The organism is Micromonospora sp. WMMC250, assembly GCF_027460215.1.
In the GTDB taxonomy this organism is placed as follows: Bacteria; Actinomycetota; Actinomycetes; order Mycobacteriales; family Micromonosporaceae; genus Micromonospora; species Micromonospora taraxaci.
The window spans coordinates 2,210,147-2,226,901 of record NZ_JAPZBJ010000002.1 but is presented as its reverse complement, the minus strand read 5'-3'; the positions used below and the strand labels follow the sequence as shown (position 1 = coordinate 2,226,901).

The window sequence follows — 16,755 nt, the reverse complement described above, 5'->3', positions numbered from 1 at the left end:
CGTGAACATTCGCAAGGGACTCGCCGTCGTCGGCGCCGTCCTCGCCATGTCCACCTCGATCCTGAGTGTCGCCTCGCCGGCAGCGGCGGCCGATCGCGACGGAACCTGCGACAGTGGCGAGTTCTGCTACTTCTACAACAGCAACCAGGCCGGCTCGGTCTCCGACTTCACCGACTCCCTGGACGACTACGGCACGACCCAACCGACCTGCTACGAGTTCAAGGGCGCGGGCAACGGCAAGGGCCTGTGCGTCAAGAACAACGCCGCGTCGGTGTGGAACCGGACCGGTAAGACCGTGCGGGTCTACTTCAACAGCAACTTCGCGGGTGCGAGCCAGGACTTCGCGTCCGGGGCGAAGGGCAACCTCAACGCCACGCTGAAGAACAACAACGCTTCGCACGAACTGGTGAGCGGGCCGACGGGCTGTAGCACCGACGGCACCAACAGCAAGCTGCCGAGCACCATCCTCGTCTACCGGGTCGGGCTCGGACGCGTCGACCGGGTCGACTTCAAGACGTACGTCAAGAACGTCCTCCCGAACGAGTGGATCACCAGCTGGCCGAACGCCTCGCTGGACGCCGGTGCCGTGGCCGTCAAGAGCTACGCCTGGTACTGGGCGTTGCACTCGACCCGCAAGACCCCCGGCGGGCAGTGCTACGACGTCCGTGACGACACCGGGGACCAGGTCTACCGGCCGTCGTCGGCGCAGGCCTCGACGTCCTCCGCGGTGGACCGCACCTGGTCGACCCGGATGACCCGGAGCGGCAACATCCTGCGGGCGCACTACTGCGCGACAACGACCGCCTGTGGCGGCTGGGTGGACGGGGACTGGCTGTCGCAGTACGGCTCCCGTGACCTCGCCAACGAGGGCCGGACCTACCAGGCCATCCTGCGCTACTACTACCGCGACGTGGCCCTGTCCTGAACCCACCGACCGCGCCGCCCGCCGCAGATCCGCGGCGGGCGGCGCGCCCATGTTCCTGGAGGCGCCGCAGCGGCGTCCCGTAGGTTGGTGACGGCGAGTACGCGATGGACAGGGACAGCCGGTCGCGGCCAGTGGGTCGTCGATCTGTCCTCGGAGCTGACGAGAGGCGGACCACTAATGACGGCGGTATCGAGTCACCGACCGCCTGCCGCGGATCCGGCGGTCGCCGGGCGGGGAGCTGCGGAGGAGGATCTCCGGGCGTTGTTCGGGCAGTCCATCGCCGTGTTCGCCCTGCTGGTCGGGCCGGAGCACGTGGTGGAGTCGGCGAACCAGGCGTTCTTCGACACCGTCGGCCAGGAACGGGCTCACACCGGCGTGCCCCTCGGGGACCTGATGCCCGAACTGGCCGGTCAGGGCTTCATCGCGCTGCTCGACCAGGTGTACCGCACTGGTGAACCGTACGTCGGCCGTGACGTCCGGATCATGGTGGGCGCCGGTCCGCACGCGCGCGAGACGTTCTTCGACGTCTCCTACGAGCCGCGCCGCACCGCCGACGGCCAGGTGACCGGGGTCCGCGTGCTCGGTGTGGAGACCACCCAGGTCAAGCACGCCCAACGGTTGATGACCGAACACCGGGCCCTGTTGGAGCAGATCGCCCGTCAGGCGCCCCTGACCGAGGTGCTCGACGGGATGGCCCGCCGCATCGAGGACCTGGCACCGGAGGAGGTGCTCGTCTCCGTACTGCTCGCCGATCCCGACGGCCGGCACCTGCGCCACGGCGCCGCCCCCAGCCTGCCCGACTTCTACAACCGGGCCATCGACGGGATAGCCACCGGCGAGGGCGTCGGCTCGTGCGGCACCGCCGCCCACCGCCGGGAGCCGGTCATCGTCACCGACATCACCACCGACCCGTTCTGGGCCGACTTCCGGCAGTTGGCCGACCAGGCCGGTCTGGCCGCCTGCTGGTCGACGCCGATCCTGGCCCGCGACGGCGGTCTGCTGGGCACCTTCGCCATGTACCACCGCACCCCGCGCGTGCCGCAGGACACCGACCTCGCTCTCATCCGGGTCTTCGCCGGCACCGCGGCGCTGGCCATCGAGCGTCACCACATCGAGGAGGCGAAGGCGACCGCCGAGGCACGGGCCAGGTCCGCACACGACGAACTGGCCGCTGTGGTACGCGTGGAGCGGGAGCTGCGCGCCGAGGCCGAGCGACGCGCGGCCGCCTCCGCCGAACTCGCGGCGCGGATGCGTGCCGCCGCGGCCGCACAGGCCGCCCGGCCCCATCCCGAGCACTGCCAGCTCGGTGATGCCCCAGGATGCACGGCACCCGCCGAGATCAAGATCGCCGACTCGTGGGGTGACTCGGCGTGGGGCTGTGCCGCGCACGTCGAGGAGGCCATCCTCAACGTGCGGTCGGTGTTCATCGCCAACGAGGAACTCGGTGGCCTGGCCGCCTACCTCAACCGCTGACCCGACACCCGTCAACACCAGGTCAGCGTCGAGTTGACGCGCGTGACGTTGCTGATGGTGTTGTTGGCCCCACCGCACGGGCTCTGGGTGATGTTGGTGCCGCTGACGGTCAGGTTCTGGAACCGGATGCCGGAGGAGATCGGGAACTCCGTCCGCGCCGCGATCCTTATCTCGCCCCCGCCCGTCACCGTCCCGGACACCCCGGCGATGACGACGTTGTAGCAGTTCTCCACCAGGATCGAGTTGTTCCCCGTGTTCGAGATGGTCACCCGGTCGATGACCGCGCCACCGGACTCGGACACACAGAAGATCCCCCGGCCACCGCCGGACGCGATCACGGTCCCGACCCTGATGTTGGTCGGGTACGAGGTGCCCACCCGGCCGTTGCGGTTGGCCATCCGGAACGCCGCGTAACCGGTGCCGGCCCCGGCGTTCTGCGCGTCGACGGTGCCCACCGTGGCGTTGATCGTGTCGTTGAGCAGCAGCCCGGAATCCCTGGTGTTCCGTGCCGTGACCGTGCCGATCGTCAGGCCGTCCACGCCGTACGTCTCCACCCCGTGTGTGCCGGTCCCCGACACGTACACGGTGTCGATGCGGACGTTGCGCACCTTGACCGCCCGATCCCCACCGTGGTTGTCGATGCGAATGCCCAGGCCGGCGGAGAGTCGCATGTCGATCTGTCCGAGGGTCAGGTTGTTCACGTTGCGCATGAAGATCCCGTACAGCGGCGACCCGGTCAGCGTGAGGTTCTGGACCTCGACGTCGGTGGTGCCGCGCGAGTACACCGGCGCCTGGTCGCCCGAACCGGACCCGGTCACGTTGATCGTGCCGCACACCGCCAGCGTCGTGTAGGACGGCAGGGACAACCGCGAACCCGCGCTCATCGACCCGGAGCCCCGCACCACCACGCGCTGCTTGGACGTCCGACCCGCGGACAGTGAGTTGACCGCCGCCTGCATCGCCGACAACATGTCCCCGCCCGAGTAGACAGTCGAGGAGCCGTTGCGGGCCGTCCAGGTGCTTCCGTTCAGGACGGCCTCGGCGTTGGTCGACCCGCTGCCGCAGCCGGTGGTGGGTGGCGTGCTGCCGCCGCCCACCGCTACCAACTGCCACTGCTGGTTCGGGCCGTTGAGGTCGGCGTACTGACTGATCCGGCCGCCGTCGGCTGTGGACCGCTCCCAGACCTCGAGGGCCTTGGCGGAATGGCGGTTGATGAGCCGGACGTAGCCGCTGTCCGAGTCGAGGACCTGGAACTGCTGGTTGGCGCCGTTGAGATCGGACCACTGGCGGTACTCGGCGCCGTCGGCCGTGTTCCACTCCCAGAGGTCGACGACCTTGCCGCTGTGCCGAGCCTTCAGGCGGTAGTAGCCACTCCCGGACGAGACGAACTGGAACTGCTGCCACGCGCCGTCGTTACGGGACCACTGCTGGATCACCGCGCCGTCTGCCGTCGAGGTGTCCCGGACGTCGAGGACCTTGCCGCTGTGCCGGTTGACCAGGACGTAGGAGGCGTTGGTGTCGATGCTCGCCGCGGCTGCCGGCGGTGCGCCGACCAGTACGGCACCGACCGCGCCGACCAGTGTGGTGATCACGGCCAGCACCAGGCCGGTACGCCCCGCACGGCGGACCGGCTCGGCGCTGGACGGCGTTCTGGTGGTGCGGAGCATAGCTCCTCCTGTCTGGTGGTGGGCGGCGGCTATTCGCTGTGGAAGGTGGCGGAGCCGCGCTCGGCGGTCGAACTGACGGCCTCGATGTAGAGCAGTCCGTCGCGGTGACGCACGTACCGTCCGGGGAAGTTCTGCGACTCCAGGGAGAGCCCGGAGTTGTCGGCCAGGCCGGCCCGGCGTTGGAAGCTCGCGTCGTTGCCGAAGAGGGACGACCCGTCGTTCTTCTCGACGTACAGCGCATAGCCGCGGTGCCGCAGGTAGTAGCCGGGGAAGTTGGTCGACTCCAGCGACACCGATCCGCCGCCGGCGAGGCCGTTGACGATGCGGAACTGGGAGTCGGCCAGGTTGGTCACGTTCGGCTCGATCCGGGCCCGGTAGTCGTAGTGCCGTACGTAGCTGCCGCTCAGGTCATGTGCTCGCAGCCGGACCGGGGTGGCCCCGTCGGGCACCGGAATGCCGAAGTTCGGCGTGCCGTCGGCGTTCCAGTACAGCTTCTGGAGCCTGGTCCGCCGGTTCGGGTCGTTGAGCGGATCGCCGCTGATGTCGCGGTAGTTGCGGTCGTGGTAGACGAGGATGTCGCTCTGCCCGTCCTCCGAGACGGTGAAGGAGTTGTGGCCGGGGCCGTACTGGCCGGTGGCCGCGTTGCTGGCGAACACCGGGGTGGGGCTCTTGCTCCAGGACGCGGCGTCGAGCAGGTTCGCGGTGGCGGAGGCGGTCAGCATTCCGAGGCAGTAGTTGGCGTCGGTGGCGCTGGCCGAGTAGGTCAGGAAGATACGACCGTTGCGCTGGATCACCGCCGGCCCCTCCGCGACGCGGTAGCCGCGGGTCTCCCAGTCGTACGTCGGCACCACGAGGCGGGTCACCGTGCCCGTGATCTGCCAGGGGTTCGCGCCCATCCGGGCGAGGTAGACGTTGGAGTTGTTGGACATGCCCGGTTCCTGCTGGGCCCAGGTCAGATACCGCACCCCGTTGGCGACGAAGGTCGAGGCGTCCAGGCTGAAGGTGTCCCAGGGTGTCGTGATCCGTCCGCGTTCGGTCCACGAACCGGTCAGCGGGTTCGCGTTGGCGTTCTCCAGCACGTACATCCGGATCCGCCACACGTCATCGGTCCGGCCGGCGGCGAAGTAGACGTACCACCGGTTGTTGATGAAGTGGATCTCCGGTGCCCAGATGTGGGCGCCCATCTCTCCGCTGGTGTGTCGGCTCCAGATCGTCGTCTCCGTCGCTGTCGCCAGCCCTTGCAGGGTCGTCGCGCGTCGTAGCACGATCCGGTCGTACTGCGGCACTGTCGCGGTCATGTAGTAGTAGCCGTCGGTGTGCCGGACGATGTGCGGGTCGGCTCGCTGGTTCACCAGCGGGTTGGTGTAGTTCACGGCTGGTGCGGCCTGCGCCGGGCCGGCGACCGGGAGCCCGGCCGACACGGCGAGCACCACCAACGCGGCTGCCACTGCCGACCGTAGGCGTCGCGAGCCACGGCGGCCGGCTGGCGCGGAATGAACTGCTGGGCAGATGACCGGACCGGTGCGGGGGAGTGGCAGCGACATCTGTCCTCCGTGCGGTTGGTGAGCGTCCAGACGACGCCACCCGGGGACGGTCGACCTACGGCATCCCGCCAGGAGGAAGCGTGAGCGGGCAGGGGAAACATGACGATGGCGTTACGTCGAGGTGGCGAACCAATGTTCGCGTTAACATCGATGTATGTCAAGGTCCGGCGGTCCTGCCCCACCCCTCGGGTGATCATGCTCGACGAACACCGGACCGCCGGCGTCCCCGCCACGTCAGCATCGTCGCGGGGATCGCCGGCGGGTCATTGGCCTGTGGTGTGCGCCGGGGTGGTTCGATCGCGACGCCGGGCATGAGCGCTCGGCCGGTGCGCCCGGCCGAGCGCGTCACCGGGGGCTGGCGCCCAACTCCACCAGCCTGTCCTCCAGTCCGTACGCGATCCGCAGTTCGCGGAAGGTGTCGGCGGCCTCCGGCCCGCGCTGTGGAACCGGTTCCAGCATGATCCGGTGCAACCGTTGGATCTCGGCGGTCGGCTCGACGCCCAGCTCGTCGCGTACGACCCGACGGAGCCGCTGGTAGACCTCCAGCGCCTCGGCGCGTCGACCGCAGCGGTGCAGCGCCACCATGAGCTGACCGTAGAACCATTCGTTGAGTGGGCGGGCGATCACCAGCGACTGCAGCTCGGGAACCATCTCGCGGTGGCGTCCCAGCCGTGCCTGTGCCTCGATACGCAGCTCGATCGCCCTGGTCCGCAACTCCTCGAGATTGGCCGCGTGTGCCGCCAGGACCGCGCCCTGGTTCACGCTCGCAAATGCCGAGCCACGGAACAGGGCCAGGGCGGCGTGCAACTGATCGCTCGCCTCTTCCCATCGCTCGGCCTGGAAGCTCTCCGAGCCCTGGCGCAGCAGCCGTTGGAACTGGCTGGCGTCCGTCTCGTCGACACTGGCGTCGAGGAGATAGCCGGGTGGTCGGGTGAGCAGGACGTTGCGTTCCGGCTCGGTGAGTTGGTTCTGCGCGAACATCCGGCGGGCGTGGTAGACGTACGTCTGGAGGGTGGTCAGGGCGCTCTTCGGCGGGCGATCCCCCCACAGCTCCTCCACCAGCGTATCGACGCTGACGACCTCGCCGGCCCGGGCGACGAGAAGGGCGAGGACCTGACTGATCTTGGATACTCCGAGCAGTATGGTCTTGCCGCCGTCGGTGATTATCTCCAGTGATCCGAGAACAAGGAATTCCATTCTTCCCCCCGATGAACTGTTACTTGACCGTCGTGTCGGGGTTCAACGTGCGTCAGTGCCGCTGATTTTCCCCGGTCGGTCTTTCGACGTGCTGCCGTCGCTTGTCCTCTCGGTCGTCCGAGGTCGCGCTCGTCATTCGTGCCCCCGCCCCGTGGCGTGACGGGAGGTGCTCCCCGTGCTCGATCGGCGCTGATGGCCCCCCATCGGCGTCGGCGCTCACCGTGCGTACACAATCACTACTACCTACCGCTGTCAATGGTTCTGTTGGTGCCTTCAATCGGACACCCGGCAGTTGGTGATTGGTTTTCGAATGACCATCGCGGGATCGTTGTGAGTCCCGACACAGTTTGTTCCCTCTCAATGTCCGTTTAGGTGTGATGACCCTCTTTGTCGTCGGGCAACAGCTATTACCAGCAATTATTGCGCCAGTAACAATATTGTGGGCAGTGGCGACGGAAGGGCTCGACGTCGGCCCCGGAAGCGGCCGTGAGCAGGGCGGCGGCGGACCGGGACCACCCAGTGCCGATCCGGCTGCCGGAGCGCGACGCCGTCCATCCGACAGCACGAGAGGTGCGTCCCGCCCGATCGGGGTGCGGTAAACGCCTTGACGCCAGCCGTCGCTGGACCCGGTTCGACTCGATCGCCACCGTCGAGGATCAGCTAGGGGTTGACGAGGGTGCCGAAGGCCCGGTTGAAGTAGATGGCCGGCCTGCCGTCGTCCACCCGGACCTGTCGTACCCGGCCCAGCAGGATGACGTGGTCCCCAGCCTCGTCGATGCGCTCGGTGGTGCACTCCAGCAGCGCGAGCGCCCCGTCCACCACCGTCACACCGCCGGCTCCGAGCACGAACCGCCCCTGGGCGAACTTGTCGGCGCCCTTACGGGCGAACCGCATCGCCAGGTCAGCCTGCTCGGCGCGCAGCACGCTCACGGCGAACCGGTCGCAGTCGGCGAAGGCGGGGAACGAGTTCGCCGAGCGGGCCAGGCAGACCAGGACCAGCGGTGGCTCCAGGGAGACCGAACAGAAGGAACTGGCCGTGAAGCCGTGCGCGACACCCGCCGAGTCGACGGTGGTCACGATGGTCACCCCCGAGGCGAACCGCGACATGGCCGCCGTGAAGGCCGACCGGTCGAGGTCGCGCCGCGTGGTCTCATCCAGGTCCGAGGAATGCACTGGCGTCACGGCACGGCCCTTCGTCGGTGAGTCAACACCGTCCACGGTGCCCCCGCGTCCTCGAAGACCACTCGATGCCGCCTCGACCCCCGCCGACACGGCCCGATCCGAATCCGGTCGATGTTCGAGCGGCGGACCGCATCGTTGGTGACCAGCCGCGTCCGCACGAACGACGCGTCCGCCGAGGAGGACGGATGACCCTATTGACGACCCGAGGCGCCGAGGAGGCGCAGTGGGTGCTCTGCCAGGGCTGTACGACACCGTTGTACCGCAAGCGGTGGACGCGTGGCCGGAAGGTCTGCCCCGAGTGCGGGCACCACGCACGGCTCACCGCGCCGGAACGGCTCGACCAACTCGTCGATCCCGGCACGCTCGAACCGCTGCCGTTCCCCGCCGTTACCGAGGACATCCTCGGTTTCGTCGACACCGTCGCGTACCCTCGCCGGCTGGCCGACGCGCGGGCCCGGACCGGCCTGGACGAGGCCGTCGTGTGCGCCCGGGCCGCCATCGACGGCCACCCGGTCGTCGTCGCCGTGATGGACTTCCGATTCCTGGGCGGCAGCCTCGGTGTCGGTGTCGGTCAACTGATCGCGATGGCCGCGGAGACCGCGCTGGTCGAGCGGATTCCGCTGCTCATCGCCACCGCCTCGGGCGGCGCCCGGATGCAGGAGGGGACATTGGCGCTCATGCAGATGGCCCGCACCAGCGCGGCGCTCGGGCAGCTCGACGACGCCGGCATCCTGACCATCTCACTGATCACCGACCCCACCTACGGTGGCGTCGCCGCCTCCTTCGCGACCCTGGCCGACGTCATCGTCGCCGAGCCGGGCGCCCGGCTCGGGTTCGCCGGCCGCCGGGTCATCGAGCAGACCATCCACCAGGTGCTCCCGCAACGGTTCCAGACGGCGGAGTTCCTGCTGGAGCGGGGCTTCGTGGATCTGGTCGTCCCGCGTGACCGCCTGCGTGCCGAGCTGTCCCGGCTGTTGGCGGCGGTCGCCGTACCCCCTCGTGGAGCGACTCACGACGGCCGGCCGGGGCCGACGGTCAGTGATCCCGGTCTGCTCCCCGAGTCAGACCCGTGGGAGCAGGTACGCCTCGCCCGCAAGCTGGACCGACCCACCACCCTGGACTACCTGGCGATGGCCTTCACCGACTTCCAGGAACTGCACGGCGACCGGTCGGGTGGTGACAGCCCCGCCGTGGTCGGCGGCACAGCCCGGCTGGCCGGCCGGCCGGTGATGGTGATCGGCCACCAGAAGGGACACACGGCGGCCGAGCTGAACCAGCGCAACTTCGGTATGCCCGGCCCGGACGGCTACCGCAAGGCGGCTCGCCTGATGCGCCTGGCCGACAAGGTGGGCCTGCCCGTGGTGACCCTCGTCGACACGCCGGGGGCGTATCCCGGCGCGGACGCCGAGGAACGCGGCCAAGCGGTGGCCATCGCCGAGAACCTGCGGCTGATGGCCGGTCTGCGGGTGCCCGTCGTCACCGTGATCATCGGCGAGGGTGGAAGCGGCGGCGCCCTGGCGCTGGCCGTGGCGAACCGGGTGCTGATCTTCGGCAATGGCGTCTACTCCGTGATCAGCCCCGAGGGGTGCGCGGTGATCCTGTGGCAGGACCCGGCCGCCGCTCCCCGGGCCGCCGCGGCGCTCGGCGGCTCCGCCCGGGACCTGCTACGGCTCGGGATCGTCGACGGCGTCATCCCCGAGCCCGACGGTGGCACGGGCGAGGACCCCCTGCGCGCGGCCGACCGGCTGCGGGCGGCACTGGTTCCGCTCATCGGCGAACTGTCGGACATGACACCGCAGGCTCTCGTCGCCGACCGGCGGGAACGCTTCAACGCCTTCGGAACGGCCCTCACGGTCGAGACCGGGCTGCGGCCGCTGCGGGAGGAGGTCTCGTGACGGCCCGACTCTTCCACAAGGTCCTCATCGCCAACCGGGGCGAGATCGCGGTGCGTGTCGTCCGGGCGTGCCGGGAGCTGGGCGTCGCCAGCGTCGCTGTGCACTCCACCGTCGATCGGGAGTCGCGGGTCGTCCGCCTGGCCGACGAGGCGGTGCAACTCGGTCCGGCTCCGCCGAAGCTGAGCTACCTCAATGCCGCCGCCGTGCTGGAGGCGGCGCGGATGACCGGGGCCGACGCCATCCACCCCGGCTACGGCTTCCTCTCCGAGGACCCCGACTTCGCCGACGCCTGTGCCGCCGAGGGCATCACGCTGATCGGCCCCCCGGCCGCGGTGATGGCGCAGCTGGGCGACAAGGCGTCGGCCCGCACGTTGATGTCCGAGGCTGGTCTGCCGCTGCTGCCCGGCAGCCTGGACCCGCTCTCCGCCGAGGAGGCGCATCGGCTCGCCGACCGGATCGGCTACCCGGTGATCGTGAAGGCCACCGCCGGCGGTGGCGGTCGGGGCATGCAGGTCGTGCGCTCCTCGGCCGAGTTCCCGGACGCCTACCGGCGTACCCAGGCGACCGCCCGGATGCTCTTCGGCAACGGCGAGGTGTACGTGGAGCGGTACCTCGCCGAAGCCCGGCACGTGGAGATCCAGGTGCTGTGCGACGGGCACGGACACGCGGTCCACCTGGGGGAGCGGGACTGCAGCGTGCAGCGCCGGCACCAGAAGCTGATCGAGGAGACCCCGGCGCCCAACCTGCCGGACGGCCTCGCCGAACAGATGGGCAAGGCCGCCGTCGCCGGAGCGCTCGCGGCCGGGTACGTCGGCGCGGGCACCTTCGAGTTCCTGGTCGACCCTTCCGGCGGCTTCTACTTCATGGAGGTCAACTGCCGGATCCAGGTGGAACATCCGGTCACCGAGATGGTGACCGGGGTGGACCTGGTGGCGGAGCAGATCCGGATCGCCGCCGGCCGGCCGTTACGCCTTACCCAGGAGGACGTACGGCTCTCCGGGGTGGCGATCGAGTGCCGGATCAACGCCGAGGACCCACGGCACGGCTTCGCGCCGACCCCCGGGCGGTTGACCGAGTTCATCCCGGCCGGTGGTCCCTTCGTCCGAGTGGACACCCACGCGTACCAGGGGTACCTCGTCCCGCCCAACTACGACTCGTTGCTGGCCAAGCTGGTGGTCTGGGCGCCACAGCGGGACCAGGCGATCGCCCGGATGCTTCGCGCGCTGGGGGAGTTCCACGTCGCCGGCGAACGGGTCAGCACCACCACCGACTTCCTCGCCGACGTGCTCGCCACGGACGCGTTCCGCACCGCGACACACAGCACCGCGCTCGTCGACCAACTGCGCTGAGAGCCGCTCCAGACGTACTCGACCGGGCTTCGAGCACCGGCCGACAGCCTGGACACCGTCGCCCGGCGCGTGCGGCCGTCCGGCACACCAACTCGCAACGGAGGAACAATGACGCAGGACAAACGGGTCGCGCTGGTCACCGGCGCGACGAGCGGCATCGGGTTGGCGATCGCCCGTCATCTCGCGCGCGACGGCGTGTCGGTCTACCTCTGTGGTCGGAGCGAGCAGACCCTCGCCGAGACCGTCAAGTCCCTCGGCGACGAGGGATTGCAGGTGGACGGGAGCACCTGTGACGTGACGTCGCCGACGGAGGTACGGGCGTTCGTCCGGGCCGCCGTCGAGCGGTTCGGGCCCATCGACATCCTGGTCAACAACGCCGGCCGCTCCGGCGGAGGTGTCACCGCCGAGATTCCTGACGAACTCTGGTTCGACGTGATCAACACGAACCTCAACAGTGTCTTCCTGGTCAGCAAGGAGGTGTTGAACAACGGCGGCATCCTCGGCCGGGGATGGGGACGGATCATCAACATCGCCTCCACCGGCGGCAAACAGGGGGTGCTGCACGGTGCGCCGTACTCGGCGTCGAAGCACGGCGTCGTCGGGCTGACCAAGGCCCTCGGCCTGGAACTGGCCAAGACCGGCGTCACCGTCAACGCGGTCTGCCCCGGGTTCGTGGAGACACCGATGGCGCAGCGGGTCCGGGAGGTCTACTCCGGCCTCTGGCAGGTGCCCCCGGACGAGGTGCTCGAACGGGTCAACGCCCGGGTGCCCATCGGCCGCTACGTCCAGCCCGACGAGGTGGCGGCGATGGTCGGCTACCTGGTCCACCCGGCCGCGGACGCGGTGACCGCGCAGGCGTTGAACGTCTGCGGCGGGCTCGGAAACTACTAGGGGTCGGCCGTGACGCAGGCAGAGACCAGAGACGACCAGCACCTGCTGGAAACCGTCGAGCACAGCGTGCTGCGGCTGCTCTCCGGCTTCCGTGACCCACCGGCCCGACTGGAGATCACCGCAGGAGCGGTCACGGTGACCGCCGAATGGGCGGCCGGCGAGGGTGTCGGCGGCACCGCGACGGCGGCACCGGCGCGCGCGGCGACGGACGTGTCGGACACCCCGGCCGACGACCGGCTGCTCGTCCGGGCCCCGACCGTGGGGGTCTTCTACCGTGCCCCGCAACCGGGCAGCCCGCCCTTCGTGCAGGTCGGCGACCAGGTCGCGGCCGGTCAGCAGATCGGCATCGTCGAGGCGATGAAGCTCATGATCCCCGTCACCGTGGACGTGCCCGGAGCCGTTCTCGACGTCCTGGTCGCCGACGGCGCGGCGGTCGAGTACGACACACCGCTCGTCGCCCTGTCCGCGACCGAGGCGGATTGAACCGCCGCCCAGAATCGAGGAGGAACCATGATCACGACCGGTGTCTCGACCGACCTCTACGCCGAGGTGCTGCAGTTCTACGCCCGGCAGATGCAGGCGCTCGACGGCGGTGACTTCCAGGCGTACGCCGACAGCTTCACCGACGACGGCGAGTTCACCCACTCGCCCGGTCTGCCGCCGGCCCGGACCCGTGCCGGCATCGCCGCCGAGCTGACCGAGTTCCACCGCCGGCGCTTCTCCGGTGCGCCGGTGCAGCGGCGGCACTGGTTCAACCACGTCGTGTTGGACCACCGCCTGGACGGCGGGATCGACTCGACGAGCTACGCCCTGGTGCTCACCGTGCATCCGGGGGAGAAGCAGCCGGAGATCGGGCCGAGCTGCGTCGTACGTGACGTGCTGGTCCGGGTCGACGGCGATCTGCGGCTCGCGTCGCGTCGCGTCGACCACGACCAGGACCGTTGACGTGGGTGCGGTCGTCGTCATCGGCGCCGGCACCATCGGGACCGGCTGGATCGCGCTGTTCACCGCGCACGGGTTGCCGGTGCGGGTGGTCAGCCGCCGGCCGGAGGCCGAGAAGGTGGTACGGGCCGGGCTGGAGCTGTTCGCGCCCGCGTTGCCGGGGGCGCCGGATCCGGCGGCGCTGCTGGACCGGATCGAGTTCGAGCCGGACCTGGCCCGCGCGGTCGTCGACGCCGAGGTCGTCTCCGAGAACGTGCCCGACGACCTGGAGCTGAAGCAGCAGCTGTTCGCCAGCATCGAGCGGGCCGGCACCCAGGCGCTGCTGCTGTCATCGACGTCGAAGCTGGTCCCCGACGACCTCGGCGCCCGGATGCGGGACCCCGCCCGGCTGGTCGTGGGTCATCCGTTCAACCCGCCACACCTGGTGCCGCTGGTGGAGGTCGTCGCCGGCGACGCCACCGCACCGGCGGCCGTCGACCAGGCGATGACATTCCTCCGGTCGGTGGGTCGGCAGCCGGTGCTGCTCCGCCGCGCCCTGCCGGCCTTCGCCGCCAACCGGCTCCAGTCGGCGTTACTGCGCGAGTGCATCCACCTTGTCGTGGAGGGGGTGCTGACGGTGCCGGAACTCGACGACCTCGTCACCAACTCGATCGGCCTGCGCTGGTCGACCATGGGCCCGTTCCAGGCGTTCCACCTGGGGGGTGGGGAGGGTGGCCTGCGCGGGTGGCTGTCGCACCTGGGCGCCGGCCTGGAACGGGGCTGGGCCCAGCTGGGCACCCCGCCCCTGACCGAACAGACCCGGGAGCTGCTGGTCACGCAGACCGAGCAGGCGTACGGCGACCGCACCTACGCCGAGCTGGCAGCCGAACGCGACCGGATGCACCTGGCGGTGCTCGACGCCCTCGCCCGTGCCCGGGCCGAACCTTCCTGATTGGAGCGCGCGCAGATGCGAGTGATGCAGTTCGACAGTTACGGCGGGCCGGAGGTGCTCGTCGCCGCCGACGTCGCCCGGCCGCAGCCCGGTCCGGGCGAGGTGCGGATCCGGGCCGAGGCGATCAGCGTGGGCCACGCGCAGACGCAGATGCGGCGCGACGTCTTCCCGGCGCCGATGTGGAGACCGGTGTTCCCGGTGGTGTTGGGCGGTGACGTGGTCGGGCGGATCACCGGGGTCGGTGACGACGTGACAGGTGTCCGGGTCGGCGACCGGGTCGGCGCCTTCACGCTCTACGGCGCGTACGCCGAGGAGGTCGTTGTCGACGCCGCCACCCTCGTGCCGGTGCCGGAGTCGGTGGACGCGGCCGAGGCGGCGGTGCTGCCGGGCACCGGTCTGATCGCCGGTGGTGTGCTGCGCACCGCGTTGCTGCGCAAGGGGGACACGGTTCTGGTGCACGCCGCCGCCGGCGGCATCGGCCACCTGGCCGTGCAACTGGCGAAGGCGGCAGGCGCGAGCCTGGTCGTGGCGACCGCGGGCTCGGCGTCGAAGCGCGACTTCGCCCTCTCGCTCGGCGCGGACGTGGCGGTGGACTACACGCGGGCCGACTGGGCGGCCGAGGTGCGCTCCGCCACGGGTGGCCGTGGCGTCGACGTCGTCCTGGAGAGCATCGGCGGGGATGTCGTCGAGCAGGGCCTCGACCTGCTCGCGGCCGGCGGTCGCCTGGTCTTCTACGGCTCCTCGGCGGCCGAGCTGGCCGTGCCCACGGTGCCGCTGATGAAGCTGATCGGTCTGCGCTACGTCACCGGGTTCGCCCTGTCGGCGTGGCGGGGCAGTCGACCCGACGAGTACCGCGAGGTCCTCGACGACCTGACCTCCCGGCTGCTCGACGGGCGGCTCCGCTCGTCAGTGCACGCGCGACTGCCGTTGACCGCCGCCGCGCGGGCCCACGAGCTGGTGGAGAGCCGGGCCCACCCCGGTCGGGTGGTGCTCATACCGGGTCTGGACTGAGCTTCGAGCCAGGCTCAGGTCACCGTCCGTAGCGTCCATTGTGGTTCGTTCCGGTACCTCACAAGGAGATGAGATGGCAGGAAACAGGAGATGGATCGGGCGATTCGGCATGGGTGCCGTGGCGCTCAGCGGGGTGCTCGCATCGGTGGGTGTCGCGAACACCAGTGCCGGCGCGGCCACACAGCCGACGCCGGTGACCACCCACAGCACCGTCGCCTACGACTGCCGCACCACCGTGCAGCAGGGCTTCCACCCGGTCGTCTACAGCCGTGACTTCGACGTCACGGCACCGGCCTCGGTCGCCGCCGGGGCCGAGTTCGACGTGACGCTCGACCCCACGCCGATCACCGCGTTCGCGGAGTACAACCAGACCGTGACCGACGTCCAGGTGGCCTACGCGATCCCGCGTGACGCCAAGGTCAAGAGCTACTCGCTGGTCGGCGGCTCCGGTCTGGGTGCGGCGTTCACCTGGGTCGAGGAGCGCGACGACGCACTGGTCGTGCGCAGCAGCGGCCCGTTCACGGGTGGCGTCGAGTTCGACCTCCCGTCCCTGTCGGTGCACCTGAAGGCGGGGAAGAAGGCCGGTGCCGTCGTGTTCGCCTCCGGTGGCCGCAGCTACGTGGAGCCGGGCTTCGGCTGGTTCCGCTACCAGCCGATCCTGAACGAGTGGGGTCCGTTCCAGTGCTTCCCCGACCCGGCCCTGCCGCCGGTGGAGCTGGCGCGGGTGACAGTCACCAAGTGACGTACGGGGCGGGCGTCGGGACACCGGGGCCCGCCCCTCTCCGCGACAATGGGACTCCACTTACCAAAAGCACTGAAAGGAACCCTCATGCCGCTCGCGATGGCGATCACTGAGTTCGGCGACGCTGACGTTCTGCGACCGTTGGAGGTGCCCGAGCCGTCCGCCGGGCCCGGCCAGCTCCGCGTGCGCGTGCGGGCCGCCGGCGTCAACCTGATCGACTGTCGGATCCGGTCCGGGTTCATGCAGTCCATCTACCCGGCAACCTTCCCGCAGGTGCTCGGCAACGAGTTCGCCGGCGTGGTCGACCAGACCGGGCCGGACGTGACAGGCTTCGCCGTCGGCGACGAGGTGCTGGGCTTCGCCTTCATGCAGTCGTACACCGAGGTGCTCGTCGTCGGCGTCGACCAGGTCGTCACCAAGCCCGCCGACCTGTCGTGGGAGGCCGCCGGCTCGCTCTCCGCGGTGGGCCAGACGGCGTACAACGCGCTGCGTGCCCTACAGGTCACCACCGGGCAGACCGTGCTGGTGCACGCCGCCGCCGGCGGCGTCGGCACCGTCGCGGTGCAACTGGCCCGGGCCTTCGGCGCGACGACGGTCATCGGCACCGCCAGCCCCGGCAACCACGACTACCTGCGGTCTCTCGGCGCGGAGCCGGTCGCCTACGGCCCCGGCCTCGCCGACCGCGTCCGGGCGCTGGCCCCGGCGGGTGTGGACGTCGCACTCGACGCCCACGGCGGCCAGGAGGCGCTGGACGTGTCGCTGGCGCTGGTGCCGGACCGCGCGAGCATCGGCACCATCGCCAACTTCCGCGCCGCCGGCCAGCACGGGATCACCATGCTGCGCGGCGAGCGGTCCGCGGAGACCCTGGCCGCCCTGACCCAGCTGTACGACGAGGGCGGCCTGCGGCTGCACGTGCAGCGCACCTACCCGCTGCGGCAGGCCGCCGACGCCCACCGCGAGGCCGAGGCCGGGCACGTACGCGGGAAGCTCGCCCTCGTCGTCTGAC

The 16,755-nt window shown here is 70.2% G+C and carries 15 protein-coding genes; 11 read left to right on the top strand and 4 right to left on the bottom strand.

All coding sequences use genetic code 11. The features are described from left to right. Window position 1: 1 nt before the first annotated feature. On the top strand, window positions 2-925 hold the full coding sequence (locus O3438_RS09620) for a SpoIID/LytB domain-containing protein (protein WP_269679636.1): 924 nt from the start codon (window positions 2-4) through the stop codon (window positions 923-925). A gap of 261 nt (window positions 926-1,186) precedes the next feature. After that, window positions 1,187-2,398 (top strand): GAF domain-containing protein, encoded by a 1,212-nt coding sequence (locus tag O3438_RS09615; RefSeq protein WP_269679635.1) that lies wholly within the window; start codon window positions 1,187-1,189, stop codon window positions 2,396-2,398. Window positions 2,399-2,409: 11 nt separating this feature from the next. Here the strand turns inward: O3438_RS09615 and O3438_RS09610 are convergent, their stop codons facing one another. The 4 genes from O3438_RS09610 to O3438_RS09595 form a co-directional block, all read right to left on the bottom strand. Beyond that, on the bottom strand, window positions 2,410-4,065 hold the full coding sequence (locus O3438_RS09610) for an RICIN domain-containing protein (RefSeq protein ID WP_269679634.1): 1,656 nt from the start codon (window positions 4,063-4,065) through the stop codon (window positions 2,410-2,412). 29 nt (window positions 4,066-4,094) lie between these two features. Further along, window positions 4,095-5,513 (bottom strand): family 43 glycosylhydrolase, encoded by a 1,419-nt coding sequence (locus O3438_RS09605; RefSeq protein WP_269679633.1) that lies wholly within the window; start codon window positions 5,511-5,513, stop codon window positions 4,095-4,097. Between the two features lie 441 nt (window positions 5,514-5,954). Next, the gene (locus O3438_RS09600; protein WP_269679632.1) at window positions 5,955-6,806 is read right to left on the bottom strand and encodes an AfsR/SARP family transcriptional regulator; all 852 of its coding nucleotides are present in this window, start codon (window positions 6,804-6,806) and stop codon (window positions 5,955-5,957) included. Between the two features lie 660 nt (window positions 6,807-7,466). After that, window positions 7,467-7,988, bottom strand: coding sequence for a flavin reductase family protein (locus O3438_RS09595; RefSeq protein ID WP_269679631.1), 522 nt, complete (start codon window positions 7,986-7,988; stop codon window positions 7,467-7,469). 185 nt (window positions 7,989-8,173) lie between these two features. On the opposite strand from O3438_RS09595, the gene O3438_RS09590 reads away from it, so the two are divergent. From O3438_RS09590 to O3438_RS09550, 9 genes are all read left to right on the top strand, one after another. Beyond that, window positions 8,174-9,883 carry an acetyl-CoA carboxylase carboxyltransferase subunit alpha gene (locus O3438_RS09590; RefSeq protein WP_269679630.1) on the top strand — a complete coding sequence of 570 codons (1,710 nt, stop codon included), beginning with the start codon at window positions 8,174-8,176 and terminating at the stop codon, window positions 9,881-9,883. Further along, entirely contained in the window at window positions 9,880-11,232 is a 1,353-nt protein-coding gene (locus O3438_RS09585) for an acetyl-CoA carboxylase biotin carboxylase subunit (protein ID WP_269679629.1), read from the top strand. Before O3438_RS09590 ends, O3438_RS09585 begins: the two co-directional genes overlap by 4 nt. Before the next feature lie 108 nt (window positions 11,233-11,340). Further along, complete coding sequence (locus tag O3438_RS09580; RefSeq protein ID WP_269679628.1) at window positions 11,341-12,123, top strand: SDR family NAD(P)-dependent oxidoreductase; 783 nt, start codon at window positions 11,341-11,343, stop codon at window positions 12,121-12,123. 9 nt (window positions 12,124-12,132) lie between these two features. After that, window positions 12,133-12,606, top strand: a complete 474-nt coding sequence (locus O3438_RS09575) for an acetyl-CoA carboxylase biotin carboxyl carrier protein (protein WP_269679627.1) — start codon at window positions 12,133-12,135, stop codon at window positions 12,604-12,606. A gap of 27 nt (window positions 12,607-12,633) precedes the next feature. Then, window positions 12,634-13,068, top strand: a complete 435-nt coding sequence (locus tag O3438_RS09570) for an SgcJ/EcaC family oxidoreductase (RefSeq protein WP_269679626.1) — start codon at window positions 12,634-12,636, stop codon at window positions 13,066-13,068. 1 nt (window position 13,069) lies between these two features. Next, the gene (locus tag O3438_RS09565; protein ID WP_269679625.1) at window positions 13,070-13,996 is read left to right on the top strand and encodes a 3-hydroxyacyl-CoA dehydrogenase NAD-binding domain-containing protein; all 927 of its coding nucleotides are present in this window, start codon (window positions 13,070-13,072) and stop codon (window positions 13,994-13,996) included. Between the two features lie 24 nt (window positions 13,997-14,020). Next, window positions 14,021-15,007, top strand: a complete 987-nt coding sequence (locus tag O3438_RS09560) for a quinone oxidoreductase family protein (RefSeq protein WP_269679624.1) — start codon at window positions 14,021-14,023, stop codon at window positions 15,005-15,007. A 73-nt stretch (window positions 15,008-15,080) separates the two neighbouring features. Continuing rightward, on the top strand, window positions 15,081-15,749 hold the full coding sequence (locus O3438_RS09555; protein WP_269679623.1) for a hypothetical protein: 669 nt from the start codon (window positions 15,081-15,083) through the stop codon (window positions 15,747-15,749). An 87-nt stretch (window positions 15,750-15,836) separates the two neighbouring features. Beyond that, a complete protein-coding gene (locus O3438_RS09550; protein WP_269679622.1) occupies window positions 15,837-16,754 on the top strand; it encodes an NADP-dependent oxidoreductase in 918 nt (305 codons plus the stop codon). The last annotated feature ends 1 nt before the right edge of the window (window position 16,755 follow it).